The organism is Ruegeria sp. HKCCD7559 (genome assembly GCF_013110575.1).
GTDB lineage: Bacteria > Pseudomonadota > Alphaproteobacteria > Rhodobacterales > Rhodobacteraceae > Ruegeria.
This window is the reverse complement of the sequence record NZ_WVQU01000001.1, coordinates 383,480-398,758: the sequence shown is the minus strand read 5'-3', so window position 1 is coordinate 398,758 and position 15,279 is coordinate 383,480. Positions and strand designations below refer to the sequence as shown.

The following is a 15,279-nucleotide window of genomic DNA, read 5'->3' as shown; positions in this document are numbered from 1 at the left end:
TGGCAGGTCGGATCAATCTGCATGGACTTGCACAGCACCTATCCCGGTATACCGGATCTGAAACACCGTGCGCGCCGTCGTCTGCCGCATTTCGTGTGGGAGTATATCGACAGTGGAACCGGGATTGAAACGACGCTGCACCGGAACCGCAAGGCGCTGGATGACGTGCGCCTCTGCCCCTCGATCCTGCATGGCGAGCTGGACTTTGATACGTCAAAGTCGTTTCTCGACGCTTCGTATCCGCTGCCGTTCGGAATCGCGCCGATCGGAATGTCCGGGCTGGTCTGGCCCCGCGCCGAGCAACTGCTTGCCAGCGCGGCCGCAGAGGCGGGTATTCCCTATACCCTGTCGACCGTAGCCAGCCAAAGCCCTGAAGACATGGCACCGCATCTTGGGGACAATGCCTGGTTCCAGCTTTACCCGCCCCGGGATCCGGATATTCGAAAAGACCTGCTGAACCGGGTCCGCAAGGCCGGGTTCAAAACCCTGGTCCTCACCGCGGATGTTCCCGTTGCATCGCGCAGGGAAAGGCAGACACGATCGGGCCTGCGGCAACCGCCAAAGCTGACCCCGCGCATTCTGGCGCAGATCTCCCAAAGACCCGCCTGGGCGATGGGCATGCTGCGCAACGGTGTGCCGCATATGCGAACGCTGGACAAATATATCGAAAACCCCGGGAATCTTCCGCCCACGGCTCATATCGGTTACCTGCTTCGAACCTCGCCGGATCTGGACTATGTCAAATGGCTGCGCGACCATTGGGACGGTCCGCTTGTCCTGAAGGGTGTCCTGCGACCAGAGGATACGAGCAGGCTGGAACAGGTCGGTGTCGATGCTTTGTGGGTGTCGAATCATGGCGGTCGGCAATTTGACGCGGCCCCGGCCAGCATCGAGGTTCTGCCCTCTGTCCGGGATGCAACCCGCCTGCCCCTGATCTTCGACAGTGGTGTCGAAGGCGGTCTGGATATTTTGCGTGCCATGTCGCTGGGCGCAGACTTCGTGATGCTCGGGCGGGCTTTTTTATATGGTCTTGCGGCACTTGGCGCGCGGGGGCCTGCACATGTCATCGAGATTCTCAGGCAAGACCTGCATGCAAATATGGGCCAGATGGGCCTGGAAAGCCTGTGTCAGATTGAGAGTTAACGTTAAACATTTGATGCTGCGGCGCAGCAAAAGTATAAGGGCGCTGCGATCATAGGGCGTTTGCGAGCGATAACATGCCGGTTCTACCCAGAAGAACGGATATACCTGCGCGTATTCTCCGCCCAATAAGACGCCCATACACAAAAGACCGGGACCTATCATGACAGACTTCAACAAGATCCTGATCGCCAACCGCGGCGAGATTGCCATCCGCGTCATGCGCGCAGCAAACGAGATGGGAAAACGAACCGTCGCCGTCTACGCTGAAGAAGACAAACTGGGCCTGCACCGGTTCAAGGCTGACGAGGCGTATCAGATCGGTGAAGGCATGGGGCCGGTTGCCGCCTATCTTTCGATCGACGAGATCATCCGTGTTGCCAAGCAATGTGGCGCCGACGCGATTCATCCGGGCTATGGTCTGCTGTCCGAGAACCCGGATTTCGTCGATGCCTGCGTCAAGAACGGCATCACCTTCATCGGCCCCAAGGCGGAAACCATGCGCGCGCTTGGCGACAAGGCAAGCGCGCGACGCGTAGCCATCGAAGCAGGCGTTCCGGTCATTCCTGCCACCGAAGTTCTGGGCGATGACATGGACGCGATCCGCAAGGAGGCCGCCGAAATCGGCTATCCGCTGATGCTCAAGGCGTCCTGGGGCGGCGGCGGGCGCGGCATGCGCCCGATCCAGTCGGAAGAAGAGTTGGAAGAGAAAGTGCTGGAAGGCCGTCGCGAGGCCGAAGCCGCATTTGGCAATGGCGAGGGTTATCTGGAAAAGATGATCATTCGTGCGCGCCACGTCGAGGTGCAGATCCTGGGCGACAAGCACGGTGACATCTATCACCTGTATGAACGCGACTGCTCGGTCCAGCGCCGGAACCAGAAGGTCGTGGAACGCGCCCCAGCCCCGTATCTGAGCGACGAACAGCGCGCAGAGATCTGCGAGCTTGGCCGCAGGATCTGTGCGCATGTGAATTACGAATGTGCCGGCACGGTCGAGTTCCTGATGGATATGGACACCGGCAAGTTCTATTTCATCGAAGTCAATCCGCGCGTTCAGGTCGAACACACCGTGACCGAAGAAGTCACCGGTATCGACATCGTGCAGGCGCAGATCCTGATCGCCGAGGGCAAGACGCTGGCCGAGGCGACCGGCATGGCCAGCCAAAAGGATATCCAGCTCAACGGGCACGCGTTGCAGACACGGATCACCACCGAGGACCCACAGAACAACTTCATCCCCGACTATGGCCGGATCACCGCCTATCGCTCGGCCACCGGTATGGGCATCCGTCTGGATGGCGGCACGGCCTATGCGGGCGGGGTGATTACGCGCTATTACGACTCGCTGCTGACCAAGGTTACGGCCTGGGCCCCCACGCCCGAAAAGGCGATCTCTCGGATGGACCGCGCCCTGCGCGAGTTCCGCATCCGCGGGGTTTCGACGAATATCGACTTCGTCATCAACCTGCTCAAGCATCCGACCTTCTTGTCGAACGAATACACCACCAAGTTCATCGACACGACGCCCGAACTGTTCACCTTCAAGAAGCGGCGCGACCGCGGCACCAAGGTTCTGACCTATATCGCGGACATCACCGTGAACGGGCATCCCGAAACCAAGGACCGCCCGCGCCCGCGCGCCGACCTGAAGGAGGCCAGGCCTCCGGCGCTGAAGGCCGAACCGCAGATGGGTACGCGCAACCTGCTGGAGCAGAAGGGCCCGCAGGCGGTGGCCGACTGGATGAAGGCGCAGCGCCAACTGCTGATCACCGACACCACCATGCGCGACGGGCACCAGTCTCTGCTGGCGACCCGGATGCGCTCGATCGACATGATCAAGGTGGCTCCCTCCTATGCGGCGAACCTGCCACAGCTGTTCTCGGTCGAATGCTGGGGCGGCGCGACTTTCGATGTGGCGTATCGGTTCTTGCAGGAATGCCCGTGGCAGCGCCTGCGGGACCTGCGTGAGGCGATGCCGAACCTGATGACCCAGATGCTGCTGCGCGGCGCAAACGGCGTGGGCTATACGAACTATCCTGACAACGTAGTGCAGGAGTTCGTGCGTCAGGCGGCGACAGGAATTGACGTGTTCCGTGTCTTCGACTCGCTGAACTGGGTCGAAAACATGCGCGTGGCGATGGATGCGGTCGTCGATAGCGGCAAGATTTGCGAAGGTACCGTCTGTTACACTGGCGATATTCTTGACCCGGATCGCGCCAAGTACGATCTGAAATATTATGTCGGCATGGCGAAAGAACTGCGCGACGCCGGCGCGCATATTCTGGGCCTCAAGGACATGGCGGGCCTGCTGAAACCGGCCTCTGCCAAAATCCTGATCCGGGCGCTGAAGGAAGAGGTCGGGCTGCCGATACACTTCCACACCCATGACACCGCCGGCATTGCCAGCGCGACCATTCTGGCCGCGTCCGAGGCGGGCGTCGATGCAGTTGACTGCGCGATGGACAGCTTCTCGGGCAACACCAGCCAGGCGACGCTGGGTACGGTGGTAGAGGCCCTGCGCCATACCGACCGCGACACCGGGCTGGACATCAAGGCCATTCGTGAAATCAGCGATTACTTCGAGGCTGTGCGTGGCCAGTATGCGGCCTTTGAATCCAGCCTTCAGGCCCCCGCGTCCGAGGTCTATCTGCACGAGATGCCGGGCGGTCAGTTCACCAACCTCAAGGCGCAGGCACGCAGCCTGGGTCTGGAAGAACGCTGGCACGAAGTCGCCCAGATGTATGCTGACGTGAACCAGATGTTCGGTGACATCGTGAAGGTCACGCCGTCTTCCAAGGTCGTTGGTGACATGGCGCTGATGATGGTCAGCCAGAACATGACACGTGAACAGGTCGAGGACCCGAATACCGACGTGGCCTTCCCCGACTCGGTCGTGGACATGATGCGCGGCAATCTGGGTCAGCCTCCGGGCGGGTTCCCCGAGACCATCATCAAGAAGGTGCTGAAAGACGAGGTTCCCAACACGCAGCGACCCGGCAAGGACGTGCCCCCGGTCGATCTTGAAGCCACCCGCGCCGAGCTGTCCAAGCAGCTGGAAGGCAAAGAGGTCGATGACGAGGATCTGAACGGATATCTGATGTATCCCAAGGTGTTCCTGGACTACATGGGTCGCCACCGGATCTACGGCCCGGTTCGTACCCTGCCAACGCGCACCTTCTTCTACGGCATGGAGCCGGGCGAGGAGATCACCGCGGAAATCGACCCCGGTAAGACGCTGGAAATCCGGTGTCAGGCCATTGGCGAAACGGATGAAAACGGAGAGGTCAAAGTGTTTTTTGAACTCAACGGCCAACCGCGCGTGATCCGGGTTCCGAACCGGTTGGTCACCTCGACCACGCAGGCGCGGCCCAAGGCCGAGGTCGGCAACCCGGATCATGTCGGTGCGCCGATGCCCGGTGTTGTTGCCACCGTCGCCGTAACAGCGGGCCAGCAGGTCAAGGAAGGCGACATGTTGCTGACCATCGAGGCGATGAAGATGGAAACCGGCATCCACGCCGAGCGCGATGCGACCGTCAAGGCCGTTCATGTGCAGCCCGGTGGCCAGATTGACGCAAAGGACCTTCTGGTCGAGCTGGAATAACCTGCCGAACCGGTTACAGTTCAAAGGGCCGCGCGAGAAACCGCGCGGCCCTTTTTTCATGCTGGAACGGAGACCCACCATGCTTGCCATCACCCCGATCTATGCGGCCCTGATCGCTATTCTTTACGTGGCACTCAGCCTCAAAGTGATCCTTCAGCGCCGCAGCGACAAAATCTCAGTCGGGGATGGGGGCAGCAAATTGATGATCAAGGCGATACGGACACATTCCAATTGCGCCGAATACGCCCCTATCGCCCTTTTGCTGATCGCCATGGTGGAATTGCAGGGAGCGGGCGGATTGCTTTTGCATATACTGGGCTTGATGTTGCTGGCCGGGCGTCTGCTGCACGCGTACGGATTCGGGCGCACGCCCCAGATCGTCATCCTGCGGCAGGCTGGCATGAGCCTGACGTTCCTGGCCATTCTGGTTGCGGCCATCGCCAACCTGATTCTGGCGCTGTAGGTCGGCTGGCGGGTGTTATCCGGTCAGATCCGTCGTCATCACAAGGGGCGCTTTCAACAAAACGGGCGTGATCCGGTTGTGTTCGTGATCGTCCGATTTCGGCATCGCGGTGACCAGCAAGATCATTGCGGCCAGCGCCATTATCTTCATGTCTGCAACAGAAATCATGAAAGCCCCTCTGCCTGTGTCCTTTTTTGATCCGTGTTCGAGATTGAACGGGCCGGATGCCAGGTTCCGTCGAAATATTTTTCCTCTTTTTTGTGTTTTTCCGCTTGCAGCCCCGCGTGGGAATTTATAAATCCCTCCTCACTCAACGGCGCGGGCGTAGCTCAGGGGTAGAGCATAACCTTGCCAAGGTTAGGGTCGGGCGTTCGAATCGCCTCGCCCGCTCCATTGAGAGGTCTTCGGACCACATATGTATCTGATGCGGGCGTAGCTCAGGGGTAGAGCATAACCTTGCCAAGGTTAGGGTCGGGCGTTCGAATCGCCTCGCCCGCTCCAGATACAAAACTCTCCATACATGCTGGCTCTTCACAAGACATTGCGTCATTCTGGTTGCATTGCCCAACGCAGGATTCACCCATGTCTGATTACGTCATCCGCCCTCTTACCGTTGACGAGGTGCAAAAGGCCGTCGATTGGGCCCGGCGCGAAGGGTGGAACCCGGGGTATCACGATGCTCGTTGCTTCCACGGCACGGATACCCGCGGGTTTCTCGGCGGGTTCCTGGATGGCGAGATGATCGCTTCCATCTCGGTCGTTCAGTATGATGACGCCTTTGCGTTCCTTGGGTTCTACATCGTCCGGCCCGAGTTTCGCGGATCGGGCCACGGGCTGAAAATCTGGCAGCACGCCTTGGAAAACTGCAATGCGGGCAATATCGGCCTGGATGGGGTCGTCGAGCAGCAGGATAACTACCGCAAGTCCGGTTTTTCCTTTGCCTATAACAACTACCGCTTTGGCGGGACAAAACGCGGGATTCTGGCCGCGCTCGGGGCGCAACCAGCTGCGCGGGCTGAGGAGCTGAACAGCCTCTCGGACGATCTAGCCGCCTATGACCGGCAGATGTTCCCTGCCCCGCGCGACATCTTCCTTCGCGATTGGCTGAGCGCGCCCAGCCACGCCTCGCGCGTGATTGCCGAGAACGGGGTGATCCGGGGCTATGCGACCCTGCGGCCCTGTCAAAGCGGATACAAGATCGGGCCGTTGTTCGCGGACGACGCCGAGATTGCCCAAGCCCTGTTGGCCTCGGTATTGGAAGCCATCCCCGACGATCACGCCACGCATGACGTGTTCATCGACATGCCGCGGCCCAACGCCGCCGCCTTTGCGCTGGCGGATGCGCTGGGTCTTGAAAAGGTGTTTGAAACGGCCCGGATGTATTCCGGCCACGAGCCGGATATCGATCTGAGCCGTGTCTTTGGCGTCACCTCATTCGAACTGGGTTAAAAAGCCTTGAACGTCATTGTGGTCAGCGAGCGTTCGATATTGGGAATCACCAGCAGGTGTTCGTTGATGAAATGGCCCACATCCTCGGTCTCGGGGATATATAGCTTGAGCAGCAGATCATATTCACCGCTGGTGGAATACAGTTCAGAATGGATTTCGCGCAGGGCGATTTCCTCGGCGACCTTGTAGGTGGTTCCGGGCTTGCAACGGATCTGGATGAAAACGCAGGTGGACATGGTTTGACCCTATCGGTTCGTATTGTTGACAAGCTGACACGGGGCCAAGCCGGGCGCAATCCCCTGCAACAGTTTGCAGCGTTCGCAACGCGCGGTCTGGAAAACCCCGACCTTCCCCGTCTATAAGCGCGCCTGTAGCAAAAGGAATTCGCCCATGCGCAGCGCAAAGATCAGCCGCCAGACTGCCGAAACCGAAGTTTCGGTCGAGATCAATCTGGATGGCACCGGCATGTATGAAAATCAGACCGGAGTTGGATTTTTTGATCACATGCTGGATCAACTGGCGCGCCATTCGCTGATCGACATGACGATCCGCGCCAAGGGCGATTACCACATTGATGATCACCACACGGTCGAAGATACCGGCATCGCGCTGGGGCAGGCTTTGACGCAGGCCCTGGGCGACAAAAAGGGTATCCGGCGGTACGGAGAATGCCACCTACCGATGGATGATGCTCAGGTGCGCTGTGCGCTGGACCTGTCCGGCCGCCCCTATTTGATCTGGAATGTGGATCTGCCGACGCAGAAAATCGGTGCATTCGACACAGAACTTGTGCGCGAGTTCTTTCAGGCGCTCAGCACCCATGGCGGCATCACGCTGCATATCGACCAGTTGCACGGCTTCAACAGCCACCACATCGCCGAGGCCGCGTTCAAGGCCGTCGCGCGCGCGCTGCGCGACGCCGTTGAAACCGATCCGCGCAAGGCAGATGCGATTCCGTCGACCAAAGGCGCGTTGTAAATGCTGACCGCCATTATCGACTACGAAAGCGGCAACCTGCACTCGGCGGAAAAAGCGTTTCAGCGCATGGCGCAAGAGGTCGGCGCCGGTGAGGTTGTCGTCACCTCGGACGCGGATGTTGTGGCACGCGCGGATCGCTTGGTTCTACCTGGCGACGGGGCGTTTCCGGCATGCGCTGCCGAATTGCGTGGGCACAAGGGCATCTATGACGCGATGGTCGAGGCGGTCGAACAGAAAGGCCGCCCGTTTCTGGGCATCTGTGTGGGGATGCAGTTGATGGCAACCAAAGGCCATGAATACAGCGAAACGGATGGTCTGGACTGGATTGCCGGCGATGTCGTCAGGATCGAGCCGTCAGACACATCGCTGAAAGTGCCGCATATGGGCTGGAACGATCTTGTTCTGGACAGCGATCACCCGGTGTTCAACGGGGTGAAATCCGGCGATCACACATATTTCGTCCACTCGTACCACTTCCGGGTATCCGACCCGGCACAGCGATTGGCCTATGTGAATTACGGGCAGGAGGTCACGGCCGTCATTGGCCGCGACACGATGGTTGGAATGCAGTTTCACCCCGAGAAAAGCCAGGACGTTGGCCTGCGCATGCTGGGCAACTTCCTGACCTGGAAACCCTGAGGCTTACTGAACACGCGTCCAGGTTTGACCGCGGCAGATCAGACCGCCCGCCACACATCCCTTGACGGTCAGTTTGTTCTGGCCGTCCAGTGACATTTTTGAATTGTAGGTTTTGTTCCGGTCCGGTGCCCAGATCTTGCCGCTATCATAGCTTCCGCCGCCATCGGGCACCATGTCCCAGATGATCTGTTTGCCCAGGTTTTCATATTCCAGCTGCTCGTTGCCATCCGCATCAAAGGCGCTGTCGATGGTTCCGCAGATCGCACTGCCGCATCCGGAAATCGTCACATGCAGATAGCCGCCGGTATCACCGGGTGCAGTCTTCCACAGACCGTCGACGGGATCCGCAGCCATCGCGCTGGTCGCAAGAAACATCAAACCCGCTGCAAACGTAAATTTCTTCATGATTGTCTCCCTGTTTTGATGGCAGTCTGACCCGGCAACCAGCTGCGGGCAAGAATGACCCAGCGTCGCGTTGCATCCCCTGCCCCGCCTGTGCGATATCCCGCGCGTGCAACACAGATATAGGGCCGCCCGACATGATCCTCTACCCCGCCATCGACCTCAAAGACGGCAATGCCGTGCGCCTGCTGCGTGGTGAAATGGACAAGGCCACCGTGTTCAACGAAGACCCCGCCGCGCAGGCCCGCGCCTTTGTCGAGGCCGGGTGCGAGTGGCTGCACCTGGTCGATCTGAACGGCGCTTTTGCAGGTGAGCCGGTCAACGCCGCCCCGGTCGAAGCGATTCTGAAAGCCTGCGACGTGCCCGCGCAATTGGGAGGCGGCATCCGCGACATGGCCACCATCGAGACCTGGATCGACAAAGGCCTGGCCCGCGTGATTCTGGGCACGGTCGCGGTCGAGAACCCCGATCTGGTGCGCGAAGCGGCCAAAGCCTTTCCCGGCAAGGTCGCCGTGGGCATCGACGCGCGCAACGGTCTGGTTGCCACCAAGGGTTGGGCCGAAGAAACCGACGTTCAGGTAACCGATCTGGCCCGCAGCTTCGAAGACGCGGGCGTCGCTGCGATCATATACACCGACATCAACCGGGACGGCGCGATGCAGGGCCCCAATGTCGAGGCCACCGCAGAGCTTGCCAATTCGGTCGATATTCCGGTCATCGCATCTGGCGGCGTGTCCTCGATCGCCGATCTGATCGCCCTGCGCGATTGTGGCGCAGCTTTGAACGGTGCCATTTCCGGCCGCGCGCTTTATGATGGAGCGATTGATCTGAAAGAGGCTCTGACCACGCTCAGAGGATAGCTTTATGTTTCATTCGCCGGTAAAGCGTTCCGAACTGTCCGCGCACAGCCTGCTGAACGAACGGTTCAAAACCGGCGACTTTCTGGACTGCTTCAGTGTTGAATCCAATCTTCCGCCGCGCCGGGCCGCGGAAATCATCACCGCGTTCCCCGGATGGGTGCTGGCATTGGTTCGGCTGCGCGGCCTGTTGGTGACACCCTTTGGCCTCAGCACGACAGGCCCGGATGCTGACGACAAGCTGGGGATCTTCCCGGTCGAACATGATGGCAGGACCGAGGTGATCGCAGGATTCAACGATCGCCACCTAGATTTCCGGGTGTCCGTCCTGTCGGAAAACGGCCGCATCTCGCTGGCCACATGGGTCCGACGCCATAACCTTGGCGGGCGCCTGTACCTGGCTGCGATCCTGCCATTTCACATCCTGATCGCGCGAAACGCGCTTGCGCGTTTGAAAAGCGCAAGCACATGACCCAAAAGGTCTAACCCGCGGCCGCAGCGGTCAACTTGGCGAGCGCACCGCGCATCTTCTCGACTACAGGTGACTTTTCGACGTCATCCAGCTCGTCCATCGTTTCCTTGGGGTCTTCATAGGCCAACCAGACCTGACCGTTCCCATCCTCATACGCCTGCACCTTGAGCGGCAGGAACAATCCTGCACGCGGATCGATCTGCATGGCCGGCGTGCCCAGCGCAGGATTGCCGAAAATCAGCACTTGATTGGCCGGAATGGGCGTACCGACCTTTTCCGCCCCGGCCGCGTGGTCGATACGGGCGAAGACAGTGGCCCCTGCGTTGCCAACCGCTGCTTCCAGCGCATCCAGCGCCTCGGCTACGGATTTGTTCGTTTGAACTTTGATGATGTCGTCAGCCATGGCGGCCAAAGCCCCTCCGAGCGAAAAAATTGAAGCAAGTATCAAGCTACGCATGTCGGTATTCCTTCTGTAATATTCACTCCAATTCTCACAGGTTTTGGAAATCTGACAATCACAAGTCTGGCATCAGCAAAGCTTTGCCAGAATTGATGACGCCCATTTTATCCTGGCTTTGGAGAACAATCCGACCAGAAGCCAAACATTTCACTGGGTTGAGCCATAATTCGGGCGGAATCCCCGCTTCACTCCTTCGTCAAACACAACAACCCGGGTGGCAAACGTGAGTGTTTCCAACCTAGACGTTCCCAAAACGTCCAGATTCGGATCGGCAACCATTGCGATCTTCTGTGCGGCGATTTTCACGAGCGCCAGTCTTCTGTTCTTTGTCCAGCCGCTTTTTGCCAAACTGGTTCTTCCCAAGATCGGCGGTGCCCCGGCGGTCTGGACGACCGCAATGCTGTTTTTCCAAGTGGTGCTGATACTCGGGTATGTTTACGCGCACCTGTTGACCAAGTTTCTGCCCTTGCGCTGGCAGATCATCGCCCATTTTGCCTTTTGGGTGGCGGCGCTGACTTTCCTACCGCTGTCCACCAGCGAAAGCTGGAGCTATGACGCCTCGACCTCGACCGCGCTGCAAACGCTTGGCCTGTTCGCCGTAGGTGTGGGTGTACCTTTTGCGGTATTGTCGGCAAATGCGCCCCTGTTGCAGGCCTGGTACGCCAGGTCGGGCGGGCCTTCGGCGGATGATCCGTATTTCCTCTACAGCGCCAGCAATGTCGGATCCTTGCTGGCGTTGTTGGCCTTCCCCCTGGTTGCGGATCCTTTTTTTGGCGCAGCCGAGATCAGCCGTGCCTGGCTGGTCGGCTTCGTGCTGCTCGGCGCGCTTTTGCTTGGCAGTGGCATGATCGCCTTGCGGGGATCACGGCACACGAAGCCGTCGGTTCAAACGGCGCTCAAGGCCAGTTTCCCGACCCTGCGGCAGATCGCTGTCTGGGTGTTCGTCGCCTTCATCCCCTCTTCCTTGATGCTGTCCTTCACAACGCGGGTTAGCACGGATCTGGGTGCTCTCCCGTTGATCTGGGTTGTTCCGCTGGCGGTCTATATCCTGTCCTTCATCATCGCGTTTGCCAAATGGAAACACCTGACGCTTGACGCCTTGAACCTGCCCATGCTGGCGGCGCTGGCGGCGGGTGTCTTACTGGTGTCCAAGGTGGTCAGCGAGCATGACGCGCCGGTGGTTATTCTGCTCTATGTCCCGGTGTTGTTCATCATCGCCCTTTTTGCGCACCGCCTGCTGTACGACATGCGCCCATCCGCCGAGCAATTGACCGTGTTCTACATCGCCCTTTCCATGGGCGGAGCAATTGGCGGGCTGTTCAACTCGATCGTTGCGCCGATTGCCTTCACACGTGAGTTGGAGGCGCCAATCACCATGATTCTGGCCGGAGGCTTGTTTCTTGTCCGCGCCCCGGGATTTGCCCTTCGCCATGTCATCATGGGCATCGCGGCAAGTGTTTTCATCCTCGTCATCGCAGGTGCGACACGCGGCGTCGCGGCGCTGAGCGCGGATATCCCGCGAGCAGGCGCGCTGTTCGTGCTGATATTCGCAGTGCTGTACCTGTTCCGGGCGCAGGCCATGCGTATCCCTGTGGTTCTTACCGTCGTTCTGCTTCCCGCATTTGCGGTAAAGAACAATCCGGTGTTCGAAGATCGCAGCTTTTTCGGCGTGCATTCCGTGTATTCAAGCAAGGGCTACCGTCTTTACAAGAACGGCACCACGGTGCATGGCTGGCAACGCGAATCCGAATATGGCACTCGACCCACACCGCTGTCCTATTATCACCCCGAAGGACCGATGGCGCAGGTCATCACGTCGGACTTCGGCAAGCAATCCAACAGCATCGGAATTGTCGGTCTTGGAACAGGTGCACTGGCCTGCTATCGGCAGCCTGCTCAAAACTGGGACTTCTTCGAGATCGACGCGACCGTTGACCAGATCGCACGCGACCCTTCGCTGTTCACCTATCTGTCGGAATGCACGCCCGATTCCGAGACCCACCTGAGTGACGCCCGGATCGTTCTGAAGCAAAAGCCTTTTGCCTTCGATATCCTGGTTTTGGATGCGTACAGCTCGGACGCGATTCCGCTTCACCTGATCACACGCGAGGCGGTAGAGATGTACACCAGCCGCCTGGCCGATGATGGGGTTTTGGTGTTCCACATCACAAACCGGTTCTACGATCTGGTCCAGCCTTTGGCCCGAATTGCCGACAGCCTGAACCTGACCGCTGCGCATCAGCAGCTGGCCGTAGTTAAAGAGCAGGTTGAAACCGGAGCCGCCACCAGCAGCGTTGTGATCCTGAGCCCCGACAAATCCCGAATTGAGAGTTTTGCGCAGGATGGAAACTGGCAAATCGTCGAAACCGACGGAGCGCTGCCATGGACCGATGGTAAGGCAAACCTGCTTTCGGCACTGAAACTGCTGAAGAACCGGGATCACTAAGCCCCCCGCTCCGCCCATGGCCCGTGCTACCAGGGCCATGGGCGGCAAAACGTCTGTGGCATCGGCGGCGCTTTGTCGCTAAAGGTCCGGCAACGAAGGACGATCAGATGCTGAAGACCCGGATCATTCCCTGCCTTGATGTTGCCGATGGCCGCGTGGTCAAAGGCGTGAATTTCGTCGGTCTGCGCGATGCGGGCGATCCCGTGGAATCGGCCAAGGCGTATGACGCCGCAGGCGCGGACGAAATCTGTTTTCTTGATATCCACGCAACCCACGAAAACCGCGGCACCATGTTCGATGTGGTACAGCGCACCGCCGAGCAGTGCTTTGTACCTCTGACAGTCGGCGGCGGAGTTCGCACCAAGGATGATGTCCGCGCCCTGTTGCTGGCGGGGGCAGACAAGGTCAGCTTCAACTCGGCAGCCGTCGCCAATCCCGACGTGATCGCGGAATCAGCAGATCAATTCGGCAGCCAGTGCATCGTCTGCGCCATCGACGCCAAGACGGTCAGCCCCGGAAAGTGGGAGATTTTCACGCATGGCGGCCGCAAGCCAACGGGCATTGATGCGGTCGAGTTCGCAAAAACTGTTGTCGCCAAAGGCGCCGGGGAAATTCTGCTGACCTCGATGGACCGCGACGGCACCAAGGCTGGCTTCAACCTGCCCCTGACCCGCGCGATTTCCGATTCCGTGGATGTGCCCGTGATCGCAAGCGGCGGTGTCGGTAAACTGGACCATCTGGTCGAAGGCGTCACCCAAGGTGGCGCAAGTGCGGTGCTTGCAGCCTCGATCTTCCATTTCGGAGAATACACGATCCGCGAAGCCAAAGAGCATATGGCCGCCGCAGGCATTCCGATGAGGCTGACATGAGCATTCTGCACGACCTTGCTGCCACGATTAAGGCGCGTAAAGGGGCTGATCCCGATTCAAGCTGGACAGCCAAGCTGCTTGCAAAGGGTCCCGAGAAATGCGCCGAGAAATTTGGTGAAGAAGCCATCGAAGCCATCATCGAAGCCACAAAGGGCGATCAGGCCAAGCTGACCGCCGAAGCCGCAGACGTGCTGTATCACCTGCTGGTCATGCTGGCCGCCCGGGATGTGGCGCTGGAGGATGTTCTGGCCGAACTTGCGCGCCGTCAGGGCATCAGCGGCATTGCCGAAAAAGCCGCCCGCCCCAAAGGGTAACGGCCGGGTTCCGCGCCGCCGCAACGCCCGCTATACTCGGGCGTCAGAATGACAGGCAGAGGGCGCGACATGATCCGAATTTTGATGCTTGTGGCAACGCTTGCCATCGTTGCGGCATGTGCGGCGCCTCCCCCTTCGACCGGGGATGAGGTGCAACGCCTGACAGCCGAGATTCAGCGTCTTGGCCCGGATATCGATCCGGAAGAAGCCCGCCGGGCGGCGCAAGTCGCCTATTCCTATACCGCGCAGCTGGTGGACGAATACCAGATCACCGACCCGCCGCTGATCCACAATGCGAAGGTCAACAAGGGATTGCGCCCGCGTGGTCTGTGCTGGCATTGGGCCGAGGATATCGAGCGTCGTCTGAAACAGGAAAACTTCCAGACGCTGGAATTGCACCGCGCCATCGCCAACGCCGACAATCCGTTGAGGATCGACCACAGCACCGCGATTATCAGTCGCAAGGGTGAATCGCTGTATGAGGGCGTCGTGCTGGATCCGTGGCGCTATGGCGGGGTTTTGTTCTGGTCACCTCTGGTCGAGGATGCCCGATATGATTGGGTCCCTCGGGACGTGGTGCTGGAAAAACGACGACAGGAACAGGTTGCCCGCCTGAAACCCTATCAGCCAGCAACGCCCTAAAGCTTGGACGAGATGATCCCGGTGGAAAACCCACCCATGCGCAGCTCGCCAAACAGGCGCTGATACTCGATCTTCGGACAGCGGTTCATCACGACGTCCACACCGCGGGCCTCGGCCTTGGCTGCCGCTTCAGGGTGTTCAACCCCGATCTGCATCCAGATCGTTCCGAGGGACGGGAACCCCTCCAACGCTTCGTCCACAATGGGCGGCACGGATTCGGACCGTCGGAAGATGTCTACCATGTCCACGGGTTCGGATATCTCCGAAAGGCTGCCGCGTACCGTCTGGCCAAACAGGTCGTTCCCGGCATGGCCCGGATTGACCGGGATCACGTTGAACCCTTTCAACGACAGGTAGCGGGCGACGTAGTAGCTGGGCCGCACCGGGTTCATGGACACGCCGACAACGGCAACGGACTTGGTGCGTTGCAGAATGGTTCTCAGGTGCTGATCGGAATAGTCTGGCATACCCTATCCTTAGCAGGGTTCCAAAAAGAAAAAAGCGCCCAAGAAACCTTGGGCGCCAGTTGTTGGAACGAGGGACAGTG

Annotated in this window: 17 protein-coding genes and 2 tRNA genes; 14 read left to right on the top strand and 5 right to left on the bottom strand. The window is 59.4% G+C overall.

Annotated features, from left to right (window positions below; translation table 11 throughout):
• Positions 1-21: 21 nt before the first annotated feature.
• The 3 genes from GS605_RS02005 to GS605_RS01995 all read left to right on the top strand — a co-directional run bounded on the left by GS605_RS02005 (position 22) and on the right by GS605_RS01995 (position 5,204).
• Positions 22-1,143: an alpha-hydroxy acid oxidase gene (locus GS605_RS02005; RefSeq protein ID WP_171722909.1), complete on the top strand. Its 1,122-nt coding sequence runs from the start codon at positions 22-24 to the stop codon at positions 1,141-1,143.
• A 160-nt stretch (positions 1,144-1,303) separates the two neighbouring features.
• A complete protein-coding gene (locus GS605_RS02000; protein WP_171722908.1) occupies positions 1,304-4,741 on the top strand; it encodes a pyruvate carboxylase in 3,438 nt (1,145 codons plus the stop codon).
• 79 nt (positions 4,742-4,820) lie between these two features.
• Positions 4,821-5,204, top strand: a complete 384-nt coding sequence (locus GS605_RS01995; RefSeq protein ID WP_171722907.1) for an MAPEG family protein — start codon at positions 4,821-4,823, stop codon at positions 5,202-5,204.
• Between the two features lie 15 nt (positions 5,205-5,219).
• Here the strand turns inward: GS605_RS01995 and GS605_RS01990 are convergent, their stop codons facing one another.
• Complete coding sequence (locus GS605_RS01990; RefSeq protein WP_171167198.1) at positions 5,220-5,372, bottom strand: hypothetical protein; 153 nt, start codon at positions 5,370-5,372, stop codon at positions 5,220-5,222.
• A gap of 150 nt (positions 5,373-5,522) precedes the next feature.
• Here GS605_RS01990 and GS605_RS01985 point away from each other — a divergent pair.
• The 3 genes from GS605_RS01985 (at position 5,523) to GS605_RS01975 (ending at position 6,653) form a co-directional block, all read left to right on the top strand.
• A tRNA-Gly gene (locus GS605_RS01985) sits at positions 5,523-5,597 on the top strand.
• A 33-nt stretch (positions 5,598-5,630) separates the two neighbouring features.
• Positions 5,631-5,705: transfer RNA gene (locus GS605_RS01980), tRNA-Gly, on the top strand.
• An 81-nt stretch (positions 5,706-5,786) separates the two neighbouring features.
• Positions 5,787-6,653, top strand: coding sequence for a GNAT family N-acetyltransferase (locus tag GS605_RS01975; protein WP_171722906.1), 867 nt, complete (start codon positions 5,787-5,789; stop codon positions 6,651-6,653).
• On the opposite strand, the gene GS605_RS01970 is transcribed toward GS605_RS01975, so the two are convergent.
• Entirely contained in the window at positions 6,650-6,889 is a 240-nt protein-coding gene (locus GS605_RS01970) for an Lrp/AsnC family transcriptional regulator (RefSeq protein ID WP_050602861.1), read from the bottom strand. The genes GS605_RS01975 and GS605_RS01970 overlap by 4 nt on opposite strands.
• A gap of 154 nt (positions 6,890-7,043) precedes the next feature.
• Between GS605_RS01970 and hisB the strand changes: the two genes are divergently transcribed.
• Positions 7,044-7,631, top strand: coding sequence for an imidazoleglycerol-phosphate dehydratase HisB (gene hisB / locus GS605_RS01965; RefSeq protein WP_171722905.1), 588 nt, complete (start codon positions 7,044-7,046; stop codon positions 7,629-7,631).
• A complete protein-coding gene (hisH, locus tag GS605_RS01960; RefSeq protein WP_171630963.1) occupies positions 7,632-8,270 on the top strand; it encodes an imidazole glycerol phosphate synthase subunit HisH in 639 nt (212 codons plus the stop codon).
• 3 nt (positions 8,271-8,273) lie between these two features.
• Here the strand turns inward: hisH and GS605_RS01955 are convergent, their stop codons facing one another.
• Positions 8,274-8,675 (bottom strand): DUF2147 domain-containing protein, encoded by a 402-nt coding sequence (locus GS605_RS01955; RefSeq protein WP_171722904.1) that lies wholly within the window; start codon positions 8,673-8,675, stop codon positions 8,274-8,276.
• A gap of 134 nt (positions 8,676-8,809) precedes the next feature.
• On the opposite strand from GS605_RS01955, the gene hisA reads away from it, so the two are divergent.
• On the top strand, positions 8,810-9,532 hold the full coding sequence (hisA, locus tag GS605_RS01950) for a 1-(5-phosphoribosyl)-5-[(5-phosphoribosylamino)methylideneamino]imidazole-4-carboxamide isomerase (RefSeq protein WP_171722903.1): 723 nt from the start codon (positions 8,810-8,812) through the stop codon (positions 9,530-9,532).
• Between the two features lie 4 nt (positions 9,533-9,536).
• On the top strand, positions 9,537-10,001 hold the full coding sequence (locus GS605_RS01945) for a DUF2867 domain-containing protein (protein ID WP_171722902.1): 465 nt from the start codon (positions 9,537-9,539) through the stop codon (positions 9,999-10,001).
• Between the two features lie 10 nt (positions 10,002-10,011).
• On the opposite strand, the gene GS605_RS01940 is transcribed toward GS605_RS01945, so the two are convergent.
• Positions 10,012-10,458, bottom strand: a complete 447-nt coding sequence (locus GS605_RS01940; RefSeq protein WP_245223420.1) for a DUF302 domain-containing protein — start codon at positions 10,456-10,458, stop codon at positions 10,012-10,014.
• 226 nt (positions 10,459-10,684) lie between these two features.
• Here GS605_RS01940 and GS605_RS21210 point away from each other — a divergent pair, with 226 nt between their 5' ends.
• The 4 genes from GS605_RS21210 to GS605_RS01920 all read left to right on the top strand — a co-directional run bounded on the left by GS605_RS21210 (position 10,685) and on the right by GS605_RS01920 (position 14,732).
• On the top strand, positions 10,685-12,907 hold the full coding sequence (locus GS605_RS21210; protein ID WP_171722901.1) for a fused MFS/spermidine synthase: 2,223 nt from the start codon (positions 10,685-10,687) through the stop codon (positions 12,905-12,907).
• 107 nt (positions 12,908-13,014) lie between these two features.
• Entirely contained in the window at positions 13,015-13,776 is a 762-nt protein-coding gene (hisF, locus tag GS605_RS01930; RefSeq protein ID WP_171630953.1) for an imidazole glycerol phosphate synthase subunit HisF, read from the top strand.
• Complete coding sequence (locus tag GS605_RS01925) at positions 13,773-14,090, top strand: phosphoribosyl-ATP diphosphatase (protein WP_171630951.1); 318 nt, start codon at positions 13,773-13,775, stop codon at positions 14,088-14,090. The genes hisF and GS605_RS01925 overlap by 4 nt, the downstream gene beginning before the upstream one ends.
• A gap of 69 nt (positions 14,091-14,159) precedes the next feature.
• Positions 14,160-14,732 carry a hypothetical protein gene (locus GS605_RS01920; protein ID WP_171722900.1) on the top strand — a complete coding sequence of 191 codons (573 nt, stop codon included), beginning with the start codon at positions 14,160-14,162 and terminating at the stop codon, positions 14,730-14,732.
• Here the strand turns inward: GS605_RS01920 and GS605_RS01915 are convergent.
• Entirely contained in the window at positions 14,729-15,199 is a 471-nt protein-coding gene (locus tag GS605_RS01915) for a CoA-binding protein (protein ID WP_171630948.1), read from the bottom strand. The two genes, GS605_RS01920 and GS605_RS01915, sit on opposite strands and share 4 nt — an antisense overlap.
• Between the last annotated feature and the right edge of the window lie 80 nt (positions 15,200-15,279).